Here is a 25,917-nt window from a genome sequence, read left to right on the forward strand (position 1 = left end):
GCGGACGGTGGTGTCCCGGCCGGTTTAGTTTGACATCCTAGTATCGGACGTACAAGGAACTCGGCGAGCGTCACAGGGGCCGTACGGTGCGGATCAGGCCGCGTCGCGTGCCGCGGGCTCCCCGGTGGCCGGAGCAGGCTGCTCGCGGACCCGGCGGGCGTGCCGGCCGGTCGGCCAGGACGTCTCCGAGCCGAACGCGTCGGGCTCGTCCTCGTGCGCGACGAGGTCGTCGTCGGCGGGTAGAGGGGGGTCCACGACGTCGGACAGCGCACGACGCGCCCGGGCGAGCTTGCGCGCCCGCCAGCGCTTCCCGGCCAGCCCGGCGACGAGCCCGAGGGTGGGCAGCAGGATCCCGGAGGCGATGACCAGCACCACGGAGTACGCGGGGAATGCGGCCACCAACAAGAAGGCCGTCAACGGCCAGTACAGCAGTGCCCGCCCCGCGCCCCGTCGCGTCCAGTCGCGATGAGGCGGCATGATCCTTACCTACCCGAACTCCGCGATCGTCATGCACGACTCGCCGCAACCCGCCCACATGTTCCGCGACCGGGGGTACGAATTCATGACCACGACACCGGACCGCACCGCGGTCGACCCGTACGCCGCCGTCCTCCTCGCGGAGAACGACCGGCTGGCCACCCTCCTGACGACGGCCGATCCGGCCACCCCGGTCCCGACCTGTCCGGGCTGGTCTCTGCTGCAGCTGCTCCGCCACGTCGGGCGCGGGCACCGGTGGGCGGCCCGGATGGTCGCCACCGGCGCCACCGAGGCCCTCGACCCCCGCGAGGTGCCCGGCGGGAAGCCGCCAGAGGGCGGCCCGGAGGTCGCGGCGCAGTGGCTGCGCGACGGTGCGACCGAGCTGCTCGACGCCGTCGTCGCGGCCGGGCCGACCGCGCCGGTGTGGACCTTCACCGGTCCGCAGCCCTCGGCGTGGTGGGTGCGGCGGCGGCTGCACGAGGCGACGGTGCACCGCGCCGACGCCGCCGTCGCACTCGGGGCGCCGTTCCCGATCGACCCGCAGGTCGCCGCCGACGGCGTCTCGGAGTGGCTGGGCCTGCTCGCCGCCCGCCCCGCAGCCGACGAGCCACCGCTCGCCGACGGCGCCACGCTGCACCTGCACTCCACCGACGACGTGCCGGACGCGGCGGGGGAGTGGATGGTGCGTGGCGCGGGCGGGCGCGTGGTCTGGGAGCACGGGCACGGCAAGGGCGACGCCGCCGTCCGAGGCACCGCCGCCGACCTGCTCCGGGGCGTCACCCGCCGCATCCCCGCCGACGACGACCGTCTCCAGGTCCTCGGCGACGCCGAGGTCTGGACGGGCTGGCTGGCCCGTACCGGGTACTGACGGGCCGTCGCCGCCGCCCCGGTCAGACCGCCGGGGTGGTCCCCCTCCGCTGCCGCGCCGCCATGGGCGGGGCCTGCGGGGTCAGCACGACCTCGGCCGCGGTGTCGAGCACCGCGGCCGAGCGCGGCCGCTCGAACCGGCACGACGCCCGTCGTCCGTCGGTCTCCAGGGTCGCGACGAGGTTGCCGAACAGCGGACCGGTCGTCCGCTCCCAGGCCACGCCCGCGCTGCCGGTCCCGGTCCGGCGGGTCCAGCGGGTCGTCATCCTGCCCAGCAGACGCGACCAGGTGATCCGGAACATCACCCGCATCACCGCGGGGACCACGTTGTGCACCGGTGAGCAGGTCAGCTGGTGGACCCGGGTGCCCTCCGGGCCGCGGCCCGGCCGGTCCCCGGGGGTGTGGGTGTGCACGTCGGCGACCGCGGCGTAGGAGTGGTGGACGTCGCCGGACAGCACCGACACCGTGGCCGGCGGGGCGTCCCCGGCGCGCGGGCGGCACGCCTCGCGGATCAGCTCGGCGAGCCGGGCGAAGGAGTGCCCGAACGCGGGCCAGTGCTCCAGGTCGGCCTCCTGGCGGGCCCACTCGGCGACGGCGGCGACCCGGCCGGACCCGTTCGCGCCCTTCTCGGTCGCGGCCTCCAGGTCGGAGATGACCTGGGGCATCAGCCAGGGCACCGAGGTGCCCAGGACGAGGTGGTCCATGTCGCCGGGGGCGAGCGCCTTCGCCGAGATCCAGTCGAACTCGGCGTCGGACACCATCCGGCGCGGTGTGGACTCGACGATCCGCCCGTTGCGGGAGTCGATGACGATCAGCCGCGTGCGGCCCAGTTCCCAGCAGAAGGAGAACCGCTCGTCCTTGTGGGTGTCGTCGCCGTCGCCGGTCTCGCGGTCCCACAGGGCGGCCCGCTCGGACAGCAGCGGCCAGACGTCGCCCTCCGCGGCCTGCACCTCCTGCCAGGTCCGGTCGGCGGCGAGCTCGGCGGGGGACAGGTTGCCCAGGTGCTGGTGGACCCAGTAGGAGGCCAGGCCGGAGCAGATGCGCTCGGACCACCAGGGCGTGCGGGCGATCTGCTCGCGCCAGGCGCCGGAGGTGTTCCAGTCGTCGCGGACGTCGTGGTCGTCGAAGATCATCGCGGTGGGGACGGTGGAGAGCATCCACCGCACCTCGGGGTCCGACCAGGTGTCGCGGTAGAGGCCCGAGTACTCGTCGAAGCCGACGATCTCGTCGTCGGGCCAGTCCGGGTGCCGCTCCCCCCGCCCGGCGATCCGCCGCCGGGTCTGTGGGGTGAGCTCGTCGGCGTAGACCTGGTCGCCGAGCAGCAGCAGCGTGGTCGGCCACGTCTCCGGGGGCAGCCCGGCCATCCGGCCGGCGTAGGCGTCGAGCGCGTCGAGGCCGTACTCCCGGGCCAGCTTCGGGTCGGCCGGCTTCACGTAGCGGCAGGAACCGAAGACGATCCGCTGGTGTGCGTCGGTGTCCGCGCCGCGCGTCGCGATCAGGCTCGGCGGGAACGGCGAGTGCGGGAGCGGCCAGACCTGCTCGCCGTCGAGGTGGACCTCGTAGGCGGTGCGGGTGCCCGGGGTCAGCCCGGTCACCTGCACCAGGGCGAAGTGGTGGCCGGCCACCTCGAAGGTCGCGGCGTCGCAGCCGAGTACCGAGACGCGGCACGGGTCGGAGGTCTGCACCCAGATCAGTGCGCTGGTCTCGTCGACGTGCCGCAGCACCGGTCCGAGCAGGAGTGTCACCCGTCCGAGCGTAGTCGTGTCCCGAACCGGTCGCGGAGCGAGATCACGTCTCCTCGAGCGCCAGCAGCCCCGCGCCGATCTTCCCGGCGTCGCCCTTGTAGGTGGCGGGCAGCACCGGCGGGATCGGACGGACCTCGGGCGGGCCGTAGTGGAACTCCCGGGCCGCCCGGCGCGCCGGCTCGAGCAGGAGCTCGCCCGCGTCGACCAGGCCGCCGCCGATCAGCACGACCTCGAACTCGAAGATCGCGTTGATGCTGGCGATGCCGATCCCCAGCGACCGCCCGAGCCGCTGGAACAGCGACGCCGCCGTGCTGTCGCCCGCCATCGCGGCCATCGTCACGTGCTGGCCGGTGACCTCGCCCCCGGCCTCCGCGGCCAGGGTCGCGATCATGCCCCGCGGGTCGTGCAGGGCGGCGCTGCGGCCCATCCGGGTCAGCGCGGTTCCCGACGCGACCGCCTCCAGGCAGCCGTAGTTGCCGCAGCCGCACTGCGGGCCGTCCGGGTTGACGTTCATGTGCCCGACCTCGGCACCGAGCCCGTGCGGGCCGCGGTAGATCTTCCCGTCGAGCACGATCCCCGCCCCGACGCCGGTGCCGACGGTCAGCAGCACCATGTGGTCGTTGCGGGTCCCGCCGAGCCGGGCCTCGGCCAGACCGGCGACGTTGCCGTCGTTGTCGACGACCACCGGCAGCCCGCACGCGGACTCCAGCAGGCCGCGGACGTCCCAGTTCTCGTAGTTGTTGTTGGGTGCCCAGCGGATCCGGCCGACCGGCCACTCCACGGTCCCCGCGGCACCGACGCCGATCGCGGACACGTCCGCCCCCTCGGCGTCGCCGCGCAGCTCCTCGACCATCTCCCGCAACAGGGTGGTCATCGTGTCCGCATCGGACGTGTCCGGGGTGTTGCGCCGCAGCTCGGCGTGGACCGTGCCATCCTCGCCCACGATCGCTCCGGCGACCTTCGTTCCTCCGATGTCGAGCCCGATGGCCCGCCGTCCGTTCGTCACCCGGGCATGATTGCCATCCCACGGCGGTGACGCCACACCCACCCCGGGTTTGCGGACGGACGAGCCGGGGAAAGGTGCCCCATGCCAGTCTTGCGACGTGTAGCCCGACCCGCCCTCGCGGCCGTGTTCATCTACGGCGGAATCAACGAGCTGCGGAACGCCGACGCGTTGACTCCCGCCGCACAACCCGTCCTCGACCAGGCCGCCCCGGCCATCGACAAGGTCGTGGAGAACGCCCCGCTGGACCGGCGCCCGGACAACGAGACGCTGATCAAGGTCGACGCCGGGGTCAAGATCGTGGCGGGCTCGCTGCTCGCGCTGGGCAAGTTCCCCCGCCTGTCGGCCACCGCGCTGGCCGCCTCGCTCGTCCCGACCACGCTGGCCGGGCACCCCTTCTGGGAGGAGACCGACCAGCAGAAGCGCGCCGACCAGCAGATCCACTTCCTGAAGAACGTCGGCCTGCTCGGCGGGCTGCTCATCGCGGCCGCCGACACCCACGGCAAGCCGTCGCACGCCTACCGGACGCGCCAGGCCGCCGGGCGGGCCCAGGCCCGGCTGTCCGGCTCCGGTTCCGACACCGGTGCCCAGCTCGCCGCGGGACTGGCCGGCGCGGGTACCTCGATCGCCGCGGCTGCCGCGGGCAGCCGGGAGAAGCTGACCGGGGCCGTCGAGGAGTACGGCCCGGTCGTGCGCGAGCGCGCCACCGAGTGGGGCGGCAAGGCCTCCGAGCAGGCCGCGCACCTGTCCGAGGTCGCCTCGGACAAGGCGTCCACCTGGTCCGAGCAGCTCTCGGCCGCCGCCGAGCGCACCTCGAAGGCCGCCCAGAAGCAGGCCGCGGCCGCCGAGAAGCGCGGCGCCAAGCTGGCGAAGGCGGCCGAGAAGCGCGGTGCTCAGCTCGAGAAGGTCGTCGACAAGAAGGGCGCCCGGTACCGCAAGGCCGCCGGGCGCACCGGTGACAGGTGGGTGCGCGAGGCCGAGAAGCGCCGCGTCCGCTGGGAGAAGCAGGCCCGCAAGGCCGCCGCCCGCGCGGAGAAGCGCGCCCCCGAGTACGCCGACCGCTTCTCCACCCTGGTCACCCAGGCCCAGTCGCAGGCCGCGAAGCTGGGCTCGGACCTGGCCGACCGCGCGTCGGTGGCCGGTGCCGAGGCCGCCAAGCAGGCCAAGGCGTCGGCGAAGGACGCGCGCAAGCGCGCCAAGGCCGTCGCCCGCTGACCCACCGCGACACCCGTCCACGGCCCTCCCGTCCGGCTCCGCGCCGGACGGGAGGGCCGTGACGTGTCCGGGGTCAGACCGAACGCAGCACCTGCAGCTCGCCCGAGTCGAGCGACCGCACCTCGACGACGACCCGGCCGTCCCACACCGGGGAGCGCAGCGCGTTCGCCATCCGCGTGAACAGCGCCTGGCTGCGTGCGTTGGCCGCCGCCTGGTCGGCGATCAGGTTCGGCATCATCCCGCCGGAGCGCTTGCGCACGGTCTGCGGGAGCGTCGACAGCGTGGTCAGCAGCCGGTGCAGCCGCGCGACGTCGGCGGCCCGGCCCGCGAGGTCGCTCTCGACCAGGGGCCGCAGCGCGGTCAGCGGCCGGTTCGGGGCGCGCAGCAGGTGGTCGGCCGCGGTGAGCAGGATGCGCCGGGCGTCCAGGACGAGTGCCTGGTAGGCGCCGTGCACCGCGGCCGGGAACCCGGTCCAGCCGAGCTTGCCGACCTCACCGAGCGCGTCGCGCAGCGCCAGGCCGGGCGTGCCCGACGGGTCCGCCCCGGCGACGACCCGCTCCCAGCCCGCGATCCAGGCGTGCGTCTGGTGGCGCAGGACCGACAGGTTCGCGACGGCCGTCTCGAGCCCGCGCGACGGGGAGCCGCTGCCGGTCGCGTCGCCGTCGACGACGAGCGAGCCGCGTTCGAGCAGCTCGGTCTGGGCCTCGCGCAGCGACTCTTCGGCCGCGCGGAGCCGCGAGTCCAGCCGCATCACGCACGCCGGGGCCAGCTGGTCGACCGCGGCGGTCAGCTCGTCGAGCACCCGGGTCTGGGTGCCCGTCGCGGCGATCTCGGCCGCCGTGGTCAGGGTGAGCAGGCCCAGCCCGGCGCCGTGCCGGTCACCGGGTGCGGTGGGTGCGACCGGTACCAGCGCCGACGACCCGGGGGCCGCCGCGGCCGTCTCGCCGCCGGCCAGGCGCAGCAGCGGCTCGGCGCCGAACACCTCGGGCAGCGCGAGCCGGAAGGTGAGCCCGGCGGCGGGTGCGCGGCCGGCGTCGGGCGCGAGCCGCCGAGCCAGCTCGCTCGACGCCGACAGCGTCGCCCAGGTGCGGTCGTCGTCGACGGCCGGCGTGGGGGTCCAGCTCAGCAGCAGTGCCGGGCCGGGGGGAGGGGCGCCGTTGCGGAGGGGACGCGGGCCACCGTTGCGGTCGGGGGCGCCGGTCTCCGTTCCGCCGGGCCGCCCGTCGAGCGGGAGCACGATGCCTCGCGGGTCGTCCGGTTGACCGAGCATGTCTCTCCAACGACGTCACGGGCCCCGAGGTCACGAGCCCGGCGGAAGGGGGCGTGTCCATGGTGCCCTGCGCCGTCCGGGCTCCGGCTCTCGCCCCGGGTGCCCGGGTCCGGGTAGAACTCCTGTGTGGGGACCGCATACGTGATCGGCACGTTCGACACCAAGGGCGCCGAGCTGGCCTGGGTGGCCGAGCTGATGGCCGCCGACGGCGCCGACGTGCGCCGGGTGGACGTGTCCACCTCCGGTGCGGCGTGCCCCGGTCCGGACGTCACCGCGGCCGAGGTCGCCGCCTGCCACCCCGGTGGCGCCGAGGCGGTGTTCACCGGCGAGCGCGGCAGCGCGGTGGGGGCGATGGCGCAGGCGCTGCGGGCCTTCCTCGCCGGCCGCGACGACGTCGGCGGCGTCCTCGGGCTCGGCGGCTCGGGCGGGACCGCGCTGGTCACCCCGGCGATGCGCGACCTCCCGGTCGGGGTGCCCACACTGATGGTCTCCACGGTCGCCTCCGGCGACACCGCGCCCTACGTGGGGGCGAGCGACGTCGCGATGCTGAACGCCGTCACCGACGTCGCGGGCCTCAACCGCATCTCGCGACGGGTACTGGGCAACGCCGCGCACATGCTGGCCGCCGCCGTCACCGCCCCGCCGCCGGAGACCGGTGCCGACCTGCCCGCCGTCGGGCTGACCATGTTCGGGGTGACCACGCCGCTGGTCACCGCGGTCCGCGAACGGCTCGGCGACGACGTCGACGCCCTGGTCTTCCACGCCACCGGCTCGGGCGGGCCGTCGATGGAGAAGCTCGTCGACTCCGGCCTGGTCGACTCGGTGCTGGACCTGACCACCACCGAGGTCGCGGACCTGCTCGTCGGCGGGGTGATGGCCTGCGGCCCCGACCGGCTCGACGCGATCGCCCGCACCGCGGTGCCGTGGGTCGGGTCCTGCGGCGCCCTGGACATGGTCAACTTCGGCGCACGCGCGACCGTCCCGGAACGCTTCGCCGGCCGCCTGTTCCACGAGCACAACGCGAACGTCACCCTGATGCGCACCACCGTCGACGAGAACCGGGAGATCGGGGCCTGGCTGGCGGCGAAGCTGAACGCGCTGACCGGGCCGTGGCGGTTCCTGCTCCCGCTGGGCGGGGTGTCCGCACTGGACGCGCCGGGCGCGGCGTTCCACGATCCCGAGGCCGACGCGGCGCTGTTCGCCGCGATCGAGGCCGGTGTGGACTCCCCGGACGGTGTCCGGCGGGTCGCGCACCACGTCAACGACCCGGAGTTCGCCGACGCGGTGCTCTCGGCCTGGCAGGAGGTACGGCGATGAGGCGGTTCAGCCGCGCGGAGCTGATGGAGCGGTTCGGCGGGATGGCCGCCCGCGGCGAGCCGATCGTCGGCGGCGGCGCGGGCACCGGGCTGTCGGCCAAGTGCGAGGAGGCCGGCGGGATCGACCTCATCGTCATCTACAACTCCGGGCGCTACCGGATGGCGGGCCGCGGCTCGCTCGCCGGGCTGCTGGCCTACGGCAACGCCAACGACATCGTCGTCGAGATGGCGGCCGAGGTGCTGCCGGTGGTCCGCCGCACCCCGGTGCTGGCCGGGGTCAACGGCACCGACCCGTTCCTGTTCACCGACCGCTTCCTCGACGAGCTGTCCTCGCTCGGCTTCGCCGGCATCCAGAACTTCCCGACCGTCGGGCTGATCGACGGCACCTTCCGGGCCAACCTGGAGGAGACCGGGATGGGCTACGCGCTGGAGGTCGACCTCGTCGCCGCTGCGCGGGCCAAGGACATGCTCACCACGCCGTACGTCTTCTCCGCCGACGACGCCCGCGCCATGGCCCGGGCCGGCGCCGACATCGTGGTGTGCCACATGGGGCTCACCACCGGCGGCGCGATCGGGGCGGGCACCGCGAAGACCCTCGACGACTGCGTCGCGCTCGTCGACGAGTGGGCGCAGGCGGCGCTGGAGGTCCGCGACGACGTGCTCGTGCTCGTCCACGGCGGGCCGGTCGCGATGCCCGAGGACGCCGCGCACGTGCTCCGCACGGCGAAGGTCTGCCACGGCTTCTACGGGGCCTCGTCGATGGAGCGGCTGCCGACCGAGACCGCGCTGACCGAGCAGACGCGCGCCTTCAAGAACGTGCTGGAGCGGTGATGGCGCGCGGGATGGACGCTCCGCCGCCCGGCGGGGACTGGCGGCGACGGACGGCGGTGCGCGGGGGCAGGGTGTCGCACGCACTCGCCGCGCACGGGTGGCTGGGGCTCCTGCTGGCCGGGGCGGCCCTCGGTGTGCTGATCGGGGTGATCGTCGGCATCACGCAGGTGGGGCAGTACCCGGCCGACGAACTGCTCGGCCGGACGCTGGGCTACGCGATCGCCTCGGCGGTGTTCTGCGCGGTCCCGGCGGTGCTGTTCGTCGGGCTGCCCGCCCAGGCGCTGGCCCGCTCCTACCTGCGCTCCGCGAGCCCCGCCGAGCGCGAGGCCATGCGACGGGCCGCCGGGAACGCCCCCGCCTCCGTGCCCGACGGCCTCGTCGCGGGGTCGCGCTGGGCCCGCGCCTACTCCGGCTGCGTCGGCTCGGTGACCGCCTTCCACGGCGTCGTGCGCACGGTGCCCGACGGCCCGGCGAAGGACTGGCTGCACGACATCGGCCGCAACCTCGACGCCGAGCTCGCCGAGGCCCTGCGCACCGCGCGGATGGGGGAGAGCCTGGAGGGCGCGGGCCAGGGCAGCGAGGTGGCCCGCACCGTGGGCGCCCGCCTCGAGGTCGCCCGCACCGCCTTCCACGACACCGCGGAGCTGGCCGCGTCGATCGCGCTGGACCTGCGGGTCGACAGCGGCTTCGACGACGTCCGCAGCCAGCTCGACCAGCTCGCGGCGCAGGCCCCCCACCTGCGCCGGCAGTCCTGACACTCCCGAGGAGGAGTCCCCGATGCCCCGTCCCTACTCCAGTGCCGTGATCACGGCACCGCTGGCCGAGGTGTGGCCGCACGTCCGCGACTTCGGTGGCCTGCACCGCTGGCACCCGGCGATCGCGACCTGCGAGCTGATCCGCGGCGCCTCCGGCAGCGAGATCGGCGCGCAGCGACGCCTGACCCTCGCCGACGGCGGCGGCACCGTCGTCGAGGAGCTGACCGCACTCGACGAGCGCGGCCACGCCCTCACCTACGAGATCCTCGAGTCGCCGTTCCCGGTGCGCCGCTACGTCTCCACCGTGCGGCTGGCCCCGGTCACCGCGGTCGGGCACACCTTCGGCGAGTGGTGGACCGAGTTCGACGCCGACGGCACCGACGAGGGCGACCTCGCGGGCCTGTTCGCGAACGGCGTGTTCGGTGCGGGCCTGGCGGCGCTGGGGGAGAGGTTCGGCCGGTAGGCCTCACCAGCCGCGCAGGTCGACCGCCCAGGTCTCCAGCACCTCGTCGCCGTCGACGAGGTGCATCCGCTCGTGCAGCGCGACGGTCGGGTCGACGTGCGCCGGCACGACCCGCACCCGGTCACCGGTGCGCGGCGGGGCGTCGGCGGCGAACACCAGGTGCTCGTCGGAGCAGAACCACACGTTCCCACCGGGCACCGTGGGGTTGCCGTGGTCCATGCCGAACGCCTTGAGGCCCGCGTCGGCGACCGCCCAGCCGGGCATGTCGCCGTCGGGTGCGGTCGTCGAGACCACGGTGGACAGCACCGTCAGCGCCTGGCGGAACGGCAGCCCGGCGGCGGTGTAGGCGGTGTCCATCAGGGCGTAGGACCCGGCCTGGATCTCGGTGCAGGCGGTGTTCATCGCGTGCGTGCCGGTGCCGCCGCCGGAGACCACCTCGCCGCCGACGTCGGCGTGCGCGGCCAGCAGCCGGTCGGTGCACTCGGTGGTGAGCCGGGCGCGTTCGGCTGCGTCGTCGAGCATCTGCAGGTGGCCCTCGTAGCCCATCACGCCGCGCACGACGAGCCCGGCTGCGCGGGCGGCGTCGGCGAGCGCCCCGGCCCGCGCGGGCGCGATGCCGCAGCGGGGCAGGCCGACGTTGACGTCGATGAGCACCTCGCGGACGCCGCCGTCCACGGCGGCCCGCAACGTCTGCTCCGAGTCGATCGCGACGGTGACCCGCGCGCCCGACCCGACGACGGCGCCGAGCCGGCGGGCGTCGAGCACCTCGTTGGCGAGCAGAAGGTCCGCGCCCAGCCCGGCCGCCGCCATGCCCTCCACCTCCCGCACGGTGGCGCAGGTGAACCCGGTGTGGCCGTGGGCGGCCTGCCGCCGGGCCAGCTCGGTCGTCTTGTGCGCCTTGACGTGCGGGCGCAGCCGCGGGCCGGGCAGCAGCGCGGCCATGTCGGCGAGGTTCGCCTCCAGCGCGGCGGCGTCGACGAGCAGCGCGGGTGTGGTCAGGTCGTCGACGTGCACGGCACTCCCAGGACCCGGTCGAGGTAGGGGTTGCGGAACCGGCCCGCCGGGTCGAGCCGGTCACGTGCGGCGACGAACGCGTCGAACCGCGGGTAGCGGGGCCGCAGCTGATCCGCGGTGCGGGTGTGCAGCTTGCCCCAGTGCGGCCGTCCGTCCAGTGCGGACAGCACCGACTCGACGGCGCCGAAGTACGCCTCGTGCGGGCGTCCCGAGTGGACGTGCACGGCGAGGTAGGCGGTGTCCCGTCCGTACGCGGTGGACAGCGCGATGTCGTCGCCGCGCAGGATCCGCACCTCGACCGGGAACGCGACGTCGTGGGCGTGCCGCGCGGCGGCGGCCCGCAGCCCGTCGAACGCCTCGGACAGCGCGGCCCGCGGCACGGCGTACTCCATCTCCAGGAACCGGACATGGCGCGGGCTGCAGAACACCGCGTACGACGGGGCCACGTACTCCCCGGCGGCCATCTGCCCGGCCATGACCCGGTTGAGCCGCGGGACCAGCGGTGGGGCGAGCGCGGCGACGCGCTGGACGAGCCCGAACGCGCCGTTGCCGAGCACCTCGTCGTCGACCAGCGCGGCGACCCGGCCGCGCCCGGGCGAGCGCCGTTCCGTCCGGTCGTTCGTCTTGAGCACCGCGGTCGTGGTGTGCGGGAACCAGTAGAACTCGACGTGGTCGTGGCCGGCGGCGAGGTCGTCGAGGCCGTCGAGGACCTCGGCGAGCGGGCGCGCGGACTCGCGGGCGTGCAGGTGGAACGCGGGCACGGTCGCCAGCGTCACCTCGACCAGGACACCGAGCGCCCCGAGCCCCACCCGCGCCAGGTCGAACAGGTCGGGGTGGGCGGCCGGGCCCAGCTCGTGGAGCTCCCCGAGCCCGTCGACCAGGCGCAGCCCGCGCACCCCGTCGGCGATGCCGAGGTACCCGGCGCCGGTGCCGTGGGTGCCGGTGGAGATCGCGCCGGCGACGGTCTGGGCCTCGATGTCGCCGAGGTTGGGCAGGGCGCGGCCGTGGGCCCACAGCCACCGGTTCAGCGTGTGCAGGGTGATCCCGGCCGGGACGGTGACGAGCCCGCCGTCGAGCCGGATCGCGGCGGGGTCGGCGGGGACGGTGAGGGCGACGCCGTCGGGCACGCCGATGCCGGTGAAGGAGTGGCCGCTGCCGAGCGGGCGGATCCGCAGGTCCCTCCTGGCGGCGTCGCGCACCGCCCGGACGACGTCGTCGGCGTCGCGGGCGTGGACCGTCCTGATCGGACGGGTGCGCTGGTTGCCCGCCCAGTTGCGCCACCGGTCCGTCACGCTGCGAGCCTGCGCGGCCCGGCGGGCACGGTCAAGACCGGCACGCGTGTCGGCGGCCCGGCGTCACGGTGTCGCGCGGTTACCCTCCGTGTTCGTTCGGAAGGGGTTGGGGTCACGATGATGGGGCGTACGCACGCGTTGTCGGGCGCGGTGCTGGGGCTCGCGGTCTGTTCGGCGGTCCCGCCGCCCCCGGTACTGGTGCCGGTGGTCGTGGTGGTGTGCGCGCTGGCGGCCTTCGCGCCCGACCTCGACCACCCGTCGAGCGTCGCCGCGCGGTCGCTGCCACCGGTCACCTGGCTCCTGTGCCGGGCGATCCGGTGGCTGTCCCGGGTGACGACCGGGGTCTCGCACCGTGGCCTGTCGCACTCGCCGGTCTTCGCGGCCGCGGTCGGGCTGCTGGCGTGGTGGGGGACCGGTTTCCTGCTGTCCGGGGAGACGGCGGTCTGGACCGGTGTCGCGGCCGGCGCGGGCTGCTGGGTCGGGGCGATCGGCGACGAGCTGACCTCGAACGGCAACCGGTTCGCCTTCTGGCCGCTGGAGGGGATCCGCTGGCCGCGGGCGCTGCGGTTCCGCACGGGTGGGACGGGGGAGCACGTCGTCGTCGGGCTGCTGGCGGTCACGGGGGTCGCGCTGATCACCGGCACCTGGGCGTTCTGAGCGGCCCCGGTCGACATCGCTCTGTATGACTGATACACAGGAATATACAAGCGATACATTCGATCTGGGAGGACGCATGACCACGCAGTCGTTGCAGGGCCGGAACGTGCTCGTCGCCGCGGGCGGCAAGAACCTCGGTGGCCTCATCAGCCGCCAGGCCGCCGAGGCGGGGGCGAACGTCGCGATCCACTACAACTCCGCGTCCTCGCGCGCCGAGGCCGAGGAGACGCTGAAGGCGGTCGAGGCGGCGGGTCGCGAAGGGGTGCTCCTGCAGGGCGACCTGACCGTCCCGGCGCAGGTCGAGCAGCTCTTCGCCGACGCGACGGGGTCGCTCGGGCCGATCGACGTCGCCGTCAACGCCGTCGGCAAGGTGCTCCGCAAGCCGATCGTGGACACCACGGAGGCCGAGTACGACGCGATGTTCGACATCAACTCCAAGGCCGCGTACTTCTTCATCAAGGAGGCGGGCCGCAGTCTCGCCGACAACGGCGCGATCATCACCGTCGTCACGTCGTTGCTGGCGGCCTTCACCGACGGCTACTCCACCTACGCCGGCGGCAAGGCCCCGGTCGAGCACTTCACCCGTGCGGCCGCCAAGGAGTTCGCGGACCGCGGCATCTCGGTGAACAACGTCGCTCCCGGCCCGATGGACACGCCGTTCTTCTACCCGCAGGAGACTCCGGAGCGGGTCGAGTTCCACAAGTCGATGGCCATGGGCGGGCGGCTCACCGAGATCGAGGACATCGCGCCGATCGTGCGCTTCCTCGCGACCGAGGGGCGCTGGATCACCGGCCAGACGATCTTCGCCAACGGCGGCTACACCACGCGCTGAGGGTGATCCGGTGGGCGCCGGGGGAGGGCGGTGGCCGGCCCACGGTCCGCGCCCCGGCCCCGGCCGGGCGTCCTACAGTGGGCCCGTGGCAGATCAACCGGCCGAGGTCGGGACCCGGGACCGGCTCCTGCGTGCGGCCGCCGACCTCATCGCGGCGTCGCCGGGGGAGACCGTCCCGCTGCGGGCCATCTGCGACGCCGCCGGCGTCCGCCTCCCCACGCTGTACCACTTCTTCGGTAGCAAGGAGGGCCTGCTCGACGCCGTGGTCGAGCACGGGTTCGAGCAGTACCTGTCCGCGAAGCGGGCCCAGGAGTCCAGCGGTGACCCGATCCAGGACATCCGCGACGGGTGGGACGCCCACGTCGAGTTCGGCCTCGCCAACCCGGGCTTCTACGCCCTGATGTACGGGCAGGTCACCCCCGGGCGGCGGCCGTCCGCCCAGGACGGAACCGCCGCCGCCCTGCTCGGCCTGACCCGGGAGGCCGACCGCCGGGGCCGGCTCACCGTGCGCCCGGAACGCGCCGCGGCCCACGTCCTCGCCGCCAACGTCGGCGTCACCCTGCGGCAGATCATCACCGCGCGCCCGGACCCCGGGCTGTCGGCCGACATGCGCGAGGCCACCCTCGCCGCGATCACCGGTGGGCATGCGGAGCACGCACCCGGCGGGCCGGGGGTCGGCGACGCCGCGGCCGCCCTGCTCGCGCTGCCCGACGACAACGACGTCCTCGGGGCGCCGGAGACGGTGCTGCTCAAGAAGTGGCTGGCCGAGCTCGCGCGACGGGGGTGAGCGGTCGCCACGACCTACCGGTGCGGCCGCACCACCGGCCGCGGTCGCATCGCGGGCGTGGGCTCGTCGGTGTCGACCTCCTCGACGACCGAGGGCCCGTGCGCCGGCCCCGCCACCCCGAGGAACGGCCGCACGAAGCGCGCGGCCCGCTCCATCACCTCGTCGTGCACGTCGGCGCGCACGGTCGACGGCTGAGCCTGCACGACGATCTCGCCCGCCCACGGCAGGGCGGGGTCGGCCAGCAGGTCGTCGATGATCCGGCCGGTCGAGTGGCCCGCCGGCAGCGGCCGGGACAGCGCGACGCGCGGGACCCCGCGGGCGTAGGTCCAGTACCGGGCCAGCTCGGACACGACGTCGCCGTCCGACGACGGCGGCCTGCCCGACAGCACACCCACCCCGCGGGCCGCGGCGGCGTCCACGGACGACGGCGTCGCCGTCGCCCACCACACCCGTTGCGCGGCGAGCGCGGGCGGCAGCATCTCCAGCAGGACGTCCAGCGCGGCGACGGTGTCACGGTGCCGGTCGTCGTGGTGACGCCCGAAGCGTCGCGCCGCGTCGGGGTCGGCACCCGCGCCGATGCCGAGCTCCAGGCGCCCGCCGGAGAGCGCGTCCAGCACGCCGGCGTCCTCGGCGAGCCGGCGCGGGTCCTCCAGCGGCAACGCGACGACGGCCGTCCCCAGTCGGATCAGCCGGGTGCGTTCGGCGACCGCGGCCAGCAGGACCAGCGGCGACGGCAGCCGCCCACCGAGATGCCCGTCGTGGTGCTGGGCCACCCAGAACGAGTCGTACCCGAGCTCCTCGGCCCGCTCCGCCAACCGGATCGTCTCGCGGTAGGCGCGTGACGGATCGTCACCGGTGACGTGCGTGAGGTAACCGAGCCGCATGGCGTCGCAGCCTAGGCCGGGTCCCCTGCGGCCCTGGCGGAGGACCGGGGTGACGCGGGTGCGGGGTGTCCCGGCTCCGGTACTCTCCGGCTCGCCGCGGCGGTAGCTCAATTGGTCAGAGCAGCGGACTCATAACCCGTCAGGTTGCCGGTTCGAGCCCGGCCCGCCGCACAGAGGTGCAGCTCAGAGGCCGGTGCTGTTGCCCCGTTGCGGCGGCCTTCGACGATCGACACCGATGGACATCCGTCGGACGTCAGCCGGGCGCGGACGGCGTGGTCGTCGTCGGCGGGCAGGCAGCCCCGGCCCCGGGACGCCGTGTGCCGGCACCCGCGGGGAGCGGGTACCGGCACACGGAGGTCGGTCAGGGACGCCCCGGTCGCGTGGGTGGGGTCCCGTCCCGACGTCGTCGGGGGTCCTGGCCTGCGGGGTCAGAACACCCCGGGCAGGACCAGGACCGCCCACGCGGCGAGCGGGCCGAGGGCCACGATTCCGCAGGTGTAGGTGATGACCTGGCGGTAGAAGCGGGTGCGGTCGACACCCCGGGCGTTGGCCAGCACCAGGGCGCCGTTGGTGGAGAACGGCGACACGTCGACGATCGTGGTGGAGATGGCCATCGCCGCGATCACGCCCGCCGCGGGCAGCGACCCGGTCAGCAGCAGCGGGATCGCCATCGGGATCACCGCGGTCAGGATCGCCGTCGAGGACGCGAAAGCCGAGGTGATGCCGACGACCAGGCACAGGACCAGGGCCACCAGCAGCGGGGCGCCCAGGTGCACGGCACCCTCGGAGACCCACTCGATCGTCCCCGCGTGCTCCAGTACACCGACGTAGGTGACCATGCCCGCAACCAGCAGGATCGTCGGCCAGCTGATGCCGTCGATCGCCTTGCCGAGGTTGTCGCGGTCCATCAGGGCCAGCACGGCACCGGCGGCCAGGGCCAGGAAGCCGATCTGCAGGTGGAAGGCCAGGGCGCCGACGACGAGGCCGACCAGCGCGACGAGCGTGGCGCGCTGCTGCCAGGTCACGACGCGGGGCTGCGTGCGGACCATCGTCGCCACACCGCCGCCCCCGGTGGGGAGCTCGTCGGCGGCGGGCTCGGGCCGCTCGACGAAGCTCTCCTCGCCACGACGGCGCAGCAGCAGGTAGGTGATGCCGCCGAGCAGGGCGTTGAACGCGAGGCTGGCGAAGAACAGCACGGCCTGGGACACGGCGAGGCCGGAGTCGGCGACGATCCCGAAGACCAGCGCCCCGGAGACGGCCATCGGAGAGAACGCCCCGGCGTGCGCGCCGCAGATGACCATCATGCCGATCATCAGCGGGCTGATGCGGTACCTGAACGCGAAGTTCATGCCGACCGGGACGAGCAGCGCGACGGCGGCCGGGGTGAAGGTGCCGAGTGCGGTGAGCACCGCGGCGACGGCGAACAGCACCCAGGGCACCTGGATCGCGCGGCCCCGCACCAGGCGGATCCCGGCGTCGACGAGCAGGTCGATGGTGCCGTTCAGCTTCGCCACGGAGAACAGGTACGTGACACCCACGACCGTGATGAACAGCGAGACCGGGAAGCCCTCGAAGATCTCCTTCTCGTCGAGGCCGAGGGCGAACGTCCCGACCACGAACGAGGCGACGAAGGCGAGGATCCCGATGTTGATCGGCAGCATCGTCGCGACGACGAACATGCCGGCCAGGACCAGGATGGAGAGAAGTTGCGGAGACATCGTTGTCCTTCGTGGCTCGGAGCGGTCCGGGTGTGGGCGGGATCCGGCCGGTGGTGCCGGTCCCGGGGCGGTGTCAGGCGGCGTGCACCGCGGCGGTCGAGACGGTGGCGGCGGGCGCGGGCTCCGGCAGGGCCAGGAGCGCGTCCGCGATCCGGCGCGCGGTGCGGCGGACCGCGACCGCGGGCAGACCGTCACGGCAGCCGTACACGGTGGCGATCACGCCGGCCGGGGTGTCGATCAGCAGGTCCTCCCGCTCCGTCGCGACGAGGTCGTGCAGGACGGTACCGGCGGTGCGGGTCGCAAGGGTGAGCGCGATGCTGCCGGTCACGGCGAGTGCCGGGTGGGTGCGCCCCATCGACAGCATGCGGACGGCCACGTCGGACCGGCCCGGCGCGCCCTCGGCGACCAGCGCCAGCTTGGGGACGGCGCGGGCGGCGTCGCGCGGGGTGTCGGCCAGGCCCATGCGGACGGCCGCGGCCCGGCGGAGCACGTCCAGCCGGTCCAGCAGGCCCGGCAGCGCGTCGATCTCGGCGGGCGACTCGTGCCCGGTGATCCCGACGGCCGCCGCCGGGACGACGACGACCGGGGCGCCGGCGTCGACGAGGGTGACCGGCACGCCGTGCACGACGTCGGCCGGGTTCCCGCTGGGCAGCAGCGACCCGGTCGTGCGACCGGCCGGGTCGACGAACCACATGCGGATGCCGACGCCGGGGGTCGGGACCCCGGGGATGTGCTCGTGGCCCTCCTCGACGACGCGCCCGCCGGGGGTCGGCACCTCCAGCACGATCAGCTGGCCGGTGTTGGTGTTGTGGACGCGGACCTCGGTGACGTCCCCGGTGGGGACGACCCACCCGCGGCGCAGCGCCCACGGCCCGACGACCGCGGAGCAGTTCCCGCAGTTGCTGGTCCGGTCCACCCGGCCGTCGGCGATGCCGACCTGGGCGAAGGTGTAGTCGACGTCCGCGCCGGGGCGGGTGCTGCGGGAGAGGATGACGGCCTTGCTGGTGGTGGACGTCGCGCCGCCGACGCCGTCGATCTGGCGCGGGTCCGGGCTGCCGTAGAGCCGGAGCAGCACCTCGTCCGCGGTGCGGCCGTCGACCCGGAGGTCGTCGGCGGCGAAGACCCAGCACTTGCTGGTCCCACCGCGCATCCACGTGGCGGAGATGTCTCGCATGGCTGCTCCCGGAGTTACGGCGCGGCCGCCGGAGGTCGGCGACGTCGTCGACGGTGACGCCGACCGACGTGCAGCACAATCACGAGTTGTGGCACCCTCGTGAAGTCCTGCTTCATGCTGGTGACGGCCGGAACGGAGCGACAGACCGGCATCAGATCGAGACCGTCCAGCTCCGCTGTGTGAAGCAGAACTGCACGACCCCCAGTACAACGCCGATTCACCGACCCCTCGTCATCGGTCGCTTCGAGCGGCCGACCGGCCCCCGGAGGCCCCGTGCTCGACGTCCGACGGCTCGCGCTGCTCGCCGCGGTGCTCGACTCCGGCTCCATGACCGCGGCCGCCGAACAGCTCGGCTACTCACCGTCGGCGGTGTCGCAGCAGCTGCGCCGCCTGGAGAAGGAGGCCGGCCAGCCGCTGCTGCAGCGCCAGGCCCGCGGGGTGCTCCCCACCGAGGCCGGCGCGGTGCTCGCCGGGCACGCCCGGCACGTGCTGCGCCGCCTCGAGGCCGCCGAGGCGGACCTCGCCGAGCTGGCCGGGCTGCGCCGCGGGACGCTCGCGATCGGTACGTTCCCGACGATCGCGAGCGCGCTGATGCCGCGGGTCGTCAGCCGCTTCCGCCGCCAGTACCCCGACATCCGGCTCGACGTCCGCAGCGCCCGCCACGACGAGCTCATCGCGATGCTGGAGAGCGGCCGGGTCGGGATCTCGCTGCTCTGGGACTACGCCTGGGACCGGGTCGACCCGGGGCAGTTCTCGCTCACCCCGCTGCTCGACGACCCGACCGTCCTCGTCGTCGCCGACGACCACCGCCTCGCCCGCCGCCGCAGCGTCACCATGCCCGAGCTTGCCGACGAGGACTGGATCGTCCGCGCGCACGACCACCCGGTGGCCGAGGTGCTGGAACGCAGCTGCCGGGCCGCCGGGTTCTCACCGCGCATCGCCTTCGAGGCGAACGACTACCAGGAGGCGCAGGCGATGGTCAGCGTCGGCGTCGGAGTGGCGCTGGCCCCGCGGACGGCGGTCAGTGCACCCCGCCCCGACGTGCGGGTGCTCGGCCTCGGACGGGAGGCGCCGTCGCGGCGGGTGCTGCTGGCGCACCGGCCGGACCGGCTGCGGGCGCCGGCGGAGCTGGCGATGCACCAGATGCTGGTCGACGTCGCGCGGGAGTACCAGACGCAGCCGTGAGCCCGGACGGTCGCGTCCGGTGTCCCCGTACGTCCCGGGCCGGCGCTCTCAGCGCCGCCACAGCACCGGCGCGGGACAGTTGCGCGGTGAACACCGCCGATGCACAGCAGGCCGCGGGACTCGTCCTGACACTCGGATGGCTGCTCGTCGCGGCCGTCCTGTTCGCCCACCGGGTGGGCCTGGTGACGTCGGGCCCGCTGATCGGTCGCGACGTCCGTGTCCCCGGCCCGGTGCTGTGGGGGTCGGGTGCGGCGGTGGCGTTCTACATGGCGCAGGCCGTCGTCGTCGACGCGGTGGAGGACGCCCCGAACCGCATCGTCGCCGGGGCCGACCGGCCGGTGCTGGACTGGATGGTCGCCCACCGCACCCCGGACCTGACGTCGCTGATGGAGGCGGTCAGCCGCTACGGGGGGACGAACGGGACGCTGCTGCTCGCGGCGGCGGCCGTCGCCGTCCTGCTGGTGATGCGTCGCTGGTGGGACGCAGTGGCCGTCGCCGTCGCGACCGGCGGCGTGGCGGTGCTGGTGCCGACCTTCAAGGACGTCTACGGCCGCACCCGACCACCGGTGGCGACCCAGCTGGTCGTCGAGCCCGACCTGTCGCTGCCCTCCGGCCACGCCCTCGGGGCGATCGTGGTCATCGGGATCGTCGCCGTGGTCCTGGGGCGCGCGGTGCGGTCCCCCGGATGGCGGGTCGTGGTCGGCGCCGTCGCCGCCGCCGCGATCCTCACGATCAGCCTCAGCCGGCTCTACCTGGGGGTGCACTGGGTCACCGACGTCGCGACCAGCTGGACGCTCGGCGGAGCCTGGCTCGCGGTCGTCGTCACGGGTCTGATGTGGGTGACCGGACGGGGCTCCGAACGACCCTGACCTGCAGATCCTCGTCGACGAGGTGAGCGGCCGACTCACTGCCGGGTACCGACGCGCTCCCTGCCGCCCGGGTCCCCGGTAGAGGGTTCCGGGCCGACGCCACCGGGCCCGGGCCTTTCGGCCCTTCGCCTCCCCGCCGGCCCCGAGCACCATGGAGGCATCGGGGGGATGCCGTCCACCCGCCGCTGGGGAGCAGGCGGGTGGACGAGGGCCGGGGCCGGCCACGCTCAGGGAGAGTGGCCGGCCCCGGTGTTCCCCTGAGCGCCGGGGGAACGGCTCTCTCCGATTCCGAGATTGCAGCACGGCGTGAGGTATGTGTTCCGTGCAAGCCGGTCGCGACGATTCTCCGGCGACATTTCTCCGGGACGGATCGGCACCACCACGGACGACACGTCCGGTGCTGACGTCGCACTCGACGCGCACCTGGGGTGGACGCTGTACCGGGTGCTCGACGGGCTGCGGTTCCCCGGTGCCGCGCCGGCGCGTCCTCGCGCAGGCCGACGCCTGAGGGTCGGCGGCAGCCTCCGTCTCTGGCTGACCGACCTCCCCGAGGGCAGCTACGCCGGCGTCCACACCGTCGTCGCGGAGATCCGTCGGAGCCGGCGGACCTCGACGTCGGTGGTGGCCGGACCGCAGGCGTCCCGACGGCTCAGCCCGGCGCCACCGTCCGTCGCCGGACGCGCCCTCCGGCCCGGCCGCGGGGGCCCTTCGGCCGGGGCGCGGACGGCGGGCAGTGGGCCAGCCTGGGGGACGAGGGAGGGAGCCCGATGAACGATGCGAACGAGTCCCCCGAAGTCGTCGGTGTCGACGGGTCGGAGTCCGCGCTGAAGGCGGTGCGGTGGGCGGCCCGGGACGCGGCCGCGGCCGGACGCCCCCTGCGCCTGGTCGCGGTGGCCACGGACCCGCCGCTGCTTGCCGACGCCGGACCCCAGGTGTGGGCCGAGCTGAGGGCGGCCACCGTCGCGGCGGCCGAGGACCACCTCCGGGCGGCGGCCGCGGCGGTGGCCCCGCTCCTGCCCCCCGAGCGGGTCGGGACCGTCGTCCGGGACGGGAGACCGGCCGCGGTGCTCGCCGACGAGTCACGGCACGCCGCGGCCGTCGTGGTCGGCAACCGCGGACGAGGTGGCTTCCGCGGTCTGCTGCTGGGGTCGACGGGTGTCGCACTGACCGCGTCGGCGCACTGCCCGCTCGTCGTCGTACGGGGGAACGAGGCCGCCGACGGCCCCGTCGTCGTCGGGGTGGACGGGTCGGACGGCTCCGAGGCGGCACTCGCCTACGCCGTCGAGACGGCCGCGCAGCGGCGGACCGCACTGGTCGCCGTACGGGCCTGGGGGGAACCGGCCATGGATCCGGCGGTCGCGGTGCTGCTCGACACGGTGGAGCTGCGCCGCGCGCAGGCCGAGGAGCTGGAGCAGGCGGTGGCGGCGCTGCGCGAGAAGTACCCGGACGTACCGGTCACGACGCACGTGACCCACGGCTCGCCCGCGGCGGCCCTGAAGGGGGCCTCGGCCGAGGCGGGGATGGTCGTCGTCGGTGCGCGTGGACGGGGAGGTCTCGCCGGTCTCGTCCTGGGCTCGGTCGCCCAGTCCCTGGTGCACCACGCCGCCTGCCCGGTGGCCGTCGTCCGTCCCGAGGTCTCCCGGCGGGTGGCGGGATGACGGGTCCGGCGGCGGCCGGCCCCCGCGTGCTGGTCGGGTTCGACGGGTCGCCTGCCGCGATCGCCGCACTGGGGGTGGCCGCCGACCTGCTGCCCGGCGCCGACGCGACCGTGCTGCACCTGTGGACGCCACCCTTCGCCGGGGACGTCCTGCGACGCCGGCTCGTCGACCGGGCCCGCACCGTCGACGAGCTGATGGGGCTCGTCGAGCAGGAGGGTGCCGCCGAGGCCCAACGGGTGGCACGGCTCGGCTGCGTCGTCGCCCGGGCGGAGGGGTGGACGGCCACGGCGCGGGTGGCACGCAGCTACGGCGGCGACGGCCTGCGCTTCGCGGCCGTGGCCCAGGAGAGCGGTGCGGACCTGGTGCTCGTCGGGGCCCGCGGCCTGAGCGGCGTCTCCGCGGTGCTGGACAGCACGACCGACCTCGTCGTCCAGCACAGCCCCGTTCCGGTGCTCGTCGTGCCGTTCCCGATGCTCGTCGACGAACGCGAGCGGGCCCGGACGGGGCCGGTGGTCGTCGGGTGGGACGGGTCGCCGGGGGCGGCGCAGGCGCTGCACGAGGCCGAGGCGCTGTTCCCCGGACGGCCCCGGGTCGCCGTCGTCGTCGGCGACGACGATCGGGGCGCGGTGCCGCTCGACGGCGACGGCCGCGGGGTGACCCTGCGGCGGGTGCCGGCCCCGCACCCGGTGCCCGGCCCGGCGCGGGCGACCGCCCGCGCCCTGGCCGAGGCGGCCCGTCGGGAGGCGGCGTCGGTCGTCGTGGTGGGGTCTCGGGGGCGGTCCACCTGGCGGACGGAGCTGCTCGGGAGCACGGCGCTGGCCGTGCTGCGGCGTACCCACGTCCCGGTGCTGGTGGTTCCGGCGGCGGCACGGGTCACCTGCGGTGCCGAGCCGGTCGGGTCGGGCGCGGAGAGCAGCTGAACCGCTCGGCCCGCCCCGCCGGGGCCAGGTCTCCGTCGCCCGCGGGGCGGCCCGCACCCGCAGCGCCGCCTCGGCCCCGGTGGCCCGACGTTCCTGCGCGACGCCGACCGTCGTGTTCAGGACGACGACCAGCACGGTCGCCGGGTCCGCGACCCGCTGGTGCAGCATCGCGGCGATCCGGGCCAGGACGGCGGTGAACTCGCGGACGTGCTCCGGCTGCGCGGAGTGCACCGCGCGCAGGATGTCCTCGGTGAACATGGTGAACATCGCCGCGGTCGCCTGGCGGCCGCGCGGCGTCAGCACGACGAGGACGCTGCGCCGGTCGGTGGGATGCGGCACGCGCTGCGCCAGCCCGGCCGCCGTCAGCCGGTCCAGCAGCGTGGTGACGCTCGCCGACGCCACGCCGAGCCGGGTCACCAGTGCCGAGGGCGGCAGCGGCCCGCGGTGGTAGAGCTCGCCGAGGGCCGCGGACTCGGTGAGGCCGACGCCGAGGGCGGCGGCCTCCGCGCGCCGGTACTCGTCGCTGGCGACGATGACGTTCCGCAGCTGCACAGCCATCCGGTCCATTGCCGTCCTTCCGACCGGGGCGACGCTAGGCCACCGCGACGGACGGGGGTCAGGATCGGACGGCAGGGAAGAGCGGGACCTTCGGCCCGTGGCGGCCGGCGCCCGCCGGGTGGTCGGGTCCGTGCGCGCCCGATGTCGCCGAGGCGGCGCCGCGGGGCATCCGGTCGATCCCGGTGCGGCGGTGGGGCCGGGAGCCGGCGGAGCGCTCAGCCCGGGGTGGCGACGGATCCGGCCGCCTCGGCGTCGGAGGTCTCGTAGAGGTCGCGGCGGTAGCGCTCCTTCAGCGTCACCACCGCGACGAAGGTGACCACGGCCGTGGCGATGATGTAGAGCGCGACCGACCAGGAGGCACCCGTGCCCGCCAGCAACGCGGTCATGATGAACGGGGCGAGACCGCCGGCGAACACCGAGGCGAACTGGTAGCCCAGCGAGGCACCCGAGTAGCGGACGTCCGCCGGGAACATCTCGGCGTACAGGGTGGCCTGGGGGCCGTACATCGTCGCGTGGATGGTGAACCCGACCAGCAGGGCGAGGAACACCAGCGGCAGCGAGCCGGTGTCGATCAGCAGGAACATCGGGAAGGCCCAGACCGCCATCAGCACCGTGCCGGTGAGGTAGAGCTTCTTCCGCGAGCCCATCCGGTCGGTCAGACCGCCGAAGAACGGCATCGACACGACCTGTGTCAGGCCCGCGCCCATGACGCACCACAGGATCGCCGACCGGGACATGCCGACCTGTGTGGTGGCGTAGCTCAGCATCCCGCTGATCAGGATGTAGAAGGTGGCGTTGACGACGAAGAACGCGCCCGCGGCCTGGAGGATCTCGCGCCAGTAGTGCCGCACGGCCTGGACGAGCGGTGCCTTGCGCAGTCCGGCGTCGCGCCGGGACTCCGCCGACCGTTGCTGCAGGTCGTGGAACACCGGGGTGTCCTCGATCTTGAGCTGCACGTAGGCGCCGATCAGGACCAGGGCGAGGCCGGAGAGGAACGGGACGCGCCAACCCCAGGCGATGAACTGCTCCTCGGACAGGATGGTGGTCAGCAGGAGGAAGAAGAGGTTGCCCGCGACCGCTCCTGCGATGGCGCCGGTCTGCACGAGCGACCCGTAGAACCCGCGCCGTTCGACCGGGGCGTGCTCGGTGAGCAGCAGCGCGGCGCCGCCCCACTGGGCGCCGACGCCCAGGCCCTGGACCAGGCGGGCGACCACCAGCAGGATCGGTGCCCAGATCCCGATGGTCGCGTACCCGGGCAGGACGCCGATCGCGAACGTCGCCACGCCCATCAGCAGCATGGCGGCGACCAGCGGGGGCTTGCGGCCGAAGCGGTCGCCGACGTGCCCGGCGATGATGCCGCCGAGCGGTCGCGCGACGAAGCCGACGGCGAACGTCGCGAAGGAGGCCAGGGTGCCGGCCACCGGGCTGACCGAGGGGAAGAACAGGTGCCCGAACACGAGGGCGGCGGCCGTGGCGTAGATGAGGAAGTCGAACCATTCGAGCGCGGTGGCGAAGACCGCCGCGGCAGCGAGCCGGCCCATCTTCTTCGGGGGAGCGTGCTGGTCCATCCGGGTCCACCTCCAGGCCGCAACGGTGCGGCGGTGAGGGTGCCGGAGAACGAGGGGCTCCGACACGAGTACGAACGATCGTTCTTAAGACGCTAGCGACTCGGGTCACAGCGGACAAGAGGCATCTCGCCGGGTCGCCCCCCGCGGCGGGCGTCAGTGCGTGAGGGGGGCCTCGAGCAGGGCGAGGGCGTAGCGCGCGTACTGCTCGGCGAGCTGGCCGCGGCCCAGTGCGCCGTCCGGGCGGTACCAGCTCGCGATCGCCGCGACGGCACCGAGGATCGTGCGTGCCGCGTCGGTGGCGTAGGGCGTGCGGAAGGCTCCGTCGGCGACGCCCTGGGCGACGATGCGCTCGAAGGCGTCCTGGGTGGCGTCCCGGTCCTCCACCAGTGCGGCGCGGTCCTCGGGGTCGAGGTAGCGGAGCTCGTTGGTCGCCACCAGGGTCGCCGTCTGGTGTTCGACGACGAACCCGACGTGCGCGCGGACCGCCTCGCGCATGCGGGACGGGGCGTCGTCGCCGGCCAGCTCCACGGCCGACAGGACGCGGCTGCGCAACTCGGCGTTGGCGTGTTGCAGCGCCGCGGCGAGCAGCTTCGACTTCGACGGGAAGTAGTTGTAGAGGTTGGACAGGCTGGTCTCGGCGCCGCGGGCCACGTCGCGCATCGAGGCGCCGTTGAAGCCCTGGGTGCCGAAGGCGTGGATCGCGGCGTTGAGGATCGCGGCCTCGTTCCGCCGCCCCGTCTCGGCGACCAGGGTCGGGGAACGGTCGTTCATGTCGCTCACGGTAGCGCACCCGCTACGGCGCTCCTGCTCTTGACGGGCCGGGAAGCTGCTGATTGCATGGCAGGCGTAAGAACGTTCG

General features: G+C 74.6%; 25 protein-coding genes, 1 tRNA gene and 1 pseudogene. 15 read left to right on the plus strand and 12 right to left on the minus strand.

Annotated elements, in window-relative coordinates; all coding sequences use genetic code 11:
* Window positions 1-93: 93 nt before the first annotated feature.
* Window positions 94-477 carry a hypothetical protein gene (locus ATL51_RS25345; RefSeq protein WP_167410049.1) on the minus strand — a complete coding sequence of 128 codons (384 nt, stop codon included), beginning with the start codon at window positions 475-477 and terminating at the stop codon, window positions 94-96.
* Here ATL51_RS25345 and ATL51_RS25350 point away from each other — a divergent pair.
* Window positions 476-1,345, plus strand: a complete 870-nt coding sequence (locus ATL51_RS25350) for a maleylpyruvate isomerase family mycothiol-dependent enzyme (RefSeq protein WP_301549185.1) — start codon at window positions 476-478, stop codon at window positions 1,343-1,345. The two genes, ATL51_RS25345 and ATL51_RS25350, sit on opposite strands and share 2 nt — an antisense overlap.
* Window positions 1,346-1,367: 22 nt before the next feature.
* Here ATL51_RS25350 and ATL51_RS25355 read toward each other — a convergent pair whose 3' ends face one another.
* A complete protein-coding gene (locus ATL51_RS25355; protein ID WP_100880151.1) occupies window positions 1,368-3,089 on the minus strand; it encodes an alkaline phosphatase D family protein in 1,722 nt (573 codons plus the stop codon).
* A 43-nt stretch (window positions 3,090-3,132) separates the two neighbouring features.
* On the minus strand, window positions 3,133-4,095 hold the full coding sequence (locus tag ATL51_RS25360; protein WP_083658039.1) for an ROK family protein: 963 nt from the start codon (window positions 4,093-4,095) through the stop codon (window positions 3,133-3,135).
* Between the two features lie 81 nt (window positions 4,096-4,176).
* Between ATL51_RS25360 and ATL51_RS25365 the strand changes: the two genes are divergently transcribed.
* On the plus strand, window positions 4,177-5,307 hold the full coding sequence (locus ATL51_RS25365; protein WP_100880152.1) for a DoxX family protein: 1,131 nt from the start codon (window positions 4,177-4,179) through the stop codon (window positions 5,305-5,307).
* 73 nt (window positions 5,308-5,380) lie between these two features.
* Here the strand turns inward: ATL51_RS25365 and ATL51_RS25370 are convergent, their stop codons facing one another.
* Complete coding sequence (locus ATL51_RS25370) at window positions 5,381-6,577, minus strand: hypothetical protein (RefSeq protein WP_100880153.1); 1,197 nt, start codon at window positions 6,575-6,577, stop codon at window positions 5,381-5,383.
* A gap of 126 nt (window positions 6,578-6,703) precedes the next feature.
* Between ATL51_RS25370 and ATL51_RS25375 the strand changes: the two genes are divergently transcribed.
* The 4 genes from ATL51_RS25375 to ATL51_RS25390 are packed head-to-tail and all read left to right on the plus strand — an operon-like array spanning window position 6,704 to window position 9,942.
* A complete protein-coding gene (locus ATL51_RS25375) occupies window positions 6,704-7,894 on the plus strand; it encodes a Tm-1-like ATP-binding domain-containing protein (protein WP_073574031.1) in 1,191 nt (396 codons plus the stop codon).
* Entirely contained in the window at window positions 7,891-8,724 is an 834-nt protein-coding gene (locus ATL51_RS25380; protein ID WP_073574030.1) for a phosphoenolpyruvate hydrolase family protein, read from the plus strand. The genes ATL51_RS25375 and ATL51_RS25380 overlap by 4 nt, the downstream gene beginning before the upstream one ends.
* An 11-nt stretch (window positions 8,725-8,735) precedes the next feature.
* The gene (locus ATL51_RS25385) at window positions 8,736-9,479 is read left to right on the plus strand and encodes a hypothetical protein (RefSeq protein ID WP_157818519.1); all 744 of its coding nucleotides are present in this window, start codon (window positions 8,736-8,738) and stop codon (window positions 9,477-9,479) included.
* Between the two features lie 22 nt (window positions 9,480-9,501).
* Window positions 9,502-9,942, plus strand: a complete 441-nt coding sequence (locus ATL51_RS25390; protein WP_073574028.1) for an SRPBCC family protein — start codon at window positions 9,502-9,504, stop codon at window positions 9,940-9,942.
* 3 nt (window positions 9,943-9,945) lie between these two features.
* Here the strand turns inward: ATL51_RS25390 and ATL51_RS25395 are convergent, their stop codons facing one another.
* Complete coding sequence (locus ATL51_RS25395) at window positions 9,946-10,956, minus strand: alanine racemase (protein WP_073574027.1); 1,011 nt, start codon at window positions 10,954-10,956, stop codon at window positions 9,946-9,948.
* Entirely contained in the window at window positions 10,938-12,248 is a 1,311-nt protein-coding gene (locus ATL51_RS25400; protein WP_100880155.1) for a D-arabinono-1,4-lactone oxidase, read from the minus strand. The genes ATL51_RS25395 and ATL51_RS25400 overlap by 19 nt, the downstream gene beginning before the upstream one ends.
* Before the next feature lie 120 nt (window positions 12,249-12,368).
* On the opposite strand from ATL51_RS25400, the gene ATL51_RS25405 reads away from it, so the two are divergent.
* From ATL51_RS25405 to ATL51_RS25415, 3 genes are all read left to right on the plus strand, one after another.
* A complete protein-coding gene (locus tag ATL51_RS25405; protein WP_157818520.1) occupies window positions 12,369-12,905 on the plus strand; it encodes a metal-dependent hydrolase in 537 nt (178 codons plus the stop codon).
* A gap of 76 nt (window positions 12,906-12,981) precedes the next feature.
* Window positions 12,982-13,737, plus strand: coding sequence for an SDR family oxidoreductase (locus ATL51_RS25410; RefSeq protein WP_100880156.1), 756 nt, complete (start codon window positions 12,982-12,984; stop codon window positions 13,735-13,737).
* A gap of 85 nt (window positions 13,738-13,822) precedes the next feature.
* Complete coding sequence (locus tag ATL51_RS25415; protein WP_100880157.1) at window positions 13,823-14,524, plus strand: TetR/AcrR family transcriptional regulator; 702 nt, start codon at window positions 13,823-13,825, stop codon at window positions 14,522-14,524.
* Window positions 14,525-14,538: 14 nt separating this feature from the next.
* On the opposite strand, the gene ATL51_RS25420 is transcribed toward ATL51_RS25415, so the two are convergent.
* Window positions 14,539-15,408 carry an LLM class flavin-dependent oxidoreductase gene (locus ATL51_RS25420; RefSeq protein WP_100880158.1) on the minus strand — a complete coding sequence of 290 codons (870 nt, stop codon included), beginning with the start codon at window positions 15,406-15,408 and terminating at the stop codon, window positions 14,539-14,541.
* A gap of 96 nt (window positions 15,409-15,504) precedes the next feature.
* On the opposite strand from ATL51_RS25420, the gene ATL51_RS25425 reads away from it, so the two are divergent.
* Window positions 15,505-15,579 (plus strand) — tRNA-Ile (locus ATL51_RS25425).
* A gap of 257 nt (window positions 15,580-15,836) precedes the next feature.
* Here ATL51_RS25425 and ATL51_RS25430 read toward each other — a convergent pair.
* Entirely contained in the window at window positions 15,837-17,126 is a 1,290-nt protein-coding gene (locus tag ATL51_RS25430) for an SLC13 family permease (RefSeq protein ID WP_100880159.1), read from the minus strand.
* A 73-nt stretch (window positions 17,127-17,199) separates the two neighbouring features.
* Window positions 17,200-18,300: a PrpF domain-containing protein gene (locus ATL51_RS25435; protein ID WP_100880160.1), complete on the minus strand. Its 1,101-nt coding sequence runs from the start codon at window positions 18,298-18,300 to the stop codon at window positions 17,200-17,202.
* A gap of 273 nt (window positions 18,301-18,573) precedes the next feature.
* On the opposite strand from ATL51_RS25435, the gene ATL51_RS25440 reads away from it, so the two are divergent.
* From ATL51_RS25440 to ATL51_RS29610, 5 genes are all read left to right on the plus strand, one after another.
* Window positions 18,574-19,485, plus strand: coding sequence for a LysR family transcriptional regulator (locus ATL51_RS25440; RefSeq protein ID WP_100880161.1), 912 nt, complete (start codon window positions 18,574-18,576; stop codon window positions 19,483-19,485).
* 86 nt (window positions 19,486-19,571) lie between these two features.
* Complete coding sequence (locus tag ATL51_RS25445; protein WP_083658036.1) at window positions 19,572-20,354, plus strand: phosphatase PAP2 family protein; 783 nt, start codon at window positions 19,572-19,574, stop codon at window positions 20,352-20,354.
* A gap of 767 nt (window positions 20,355-21,121) precedes the next feature.
* Entirely contained in the window at window positions 21,122-22,012 is an 891-nt protein-coding gene (locus ATL51_RS25450; protein WP_073574018.1) for a universal stress protein, read from the plus strand.
* Window positions 22,009-22,932, plus strand: coding sequence for a universal stress protein (locus ATL51_RS25455; protein WP_100880162.1), 924 nt, complete (start codon window positions 22,009-22,011; stop codon window positions 22,930-22,932). Before ATL51_RS25450 ends, ATL51_RS25455 begins: the two co-directional genes overlap by 4 nt.
* Before the next feature lie 112 nt (window positions 22,933-23,044).
* Window positions 23,045-23,383 carry a hypothetical protein gene (locus tag ATL51_RS29610; RefSeq protein WP_301549186.1) on the plus strand — a complete coding sequence of 113 codons (339 nt, stop codon included), beginning with the start codon at window positions 23,045-23,047 and terminating at the stop codon, window positions 23,381-23,383.
* Here ATL51_RS29610 and ATL51_RS25460 read toward each other — a convergent pair.
* From ATL51_RS25460 to ATL51_RS25470, 3 genes and pseudogenes are all read right to left on the minus strand, one after another.
* A pseudogene (locus ATL51_RS25460) lies at window positions 23,302-23,499 on the minus strand (hypothetical protein); the annotation flags it as partial. The gene ATL51_RS29610 and the pseudogene ATL51_RS25460 overlap by 82 nt on opposite strands.
* Before the next feature lie 206 nt (window positions 23,500-23,705).
* Window positions 23,706-25,058 (minus strand): MFS transporter, encoded by a 1,353-nt coding sequence (locus ATL51_RS25465; RefSeq protein ID WP_100880163.1) that lies wholly within the window; start codon window positions 25,056-25,058, stop codon window positions 23,706-23,708.
* Between the two features lie 153 nt (window positions 25,059-25,211).
* Window positions 25,212-25,829, minus strand: coding sequence for a TetR/AcrR family transcriptional regulator (locus ATL51_RS25470; RefSeq protein WP_100880164.1), 618 nt, complete (start codon window positions 25,827-25,829; stop codon window positions 25,212-25,214).
* Window positions 25,830-25,917: the final 88 nt, after the last annotated feature.

Source organism: Pseudonocardia alni, assembly GCF_002813375.1.
GTDB lineage: Bacteria > Actinomycetota > Actinomycetes > Mycobacteriales > Pseudonocardiaceae > Pseudonocardia > Pseudonocardia alni.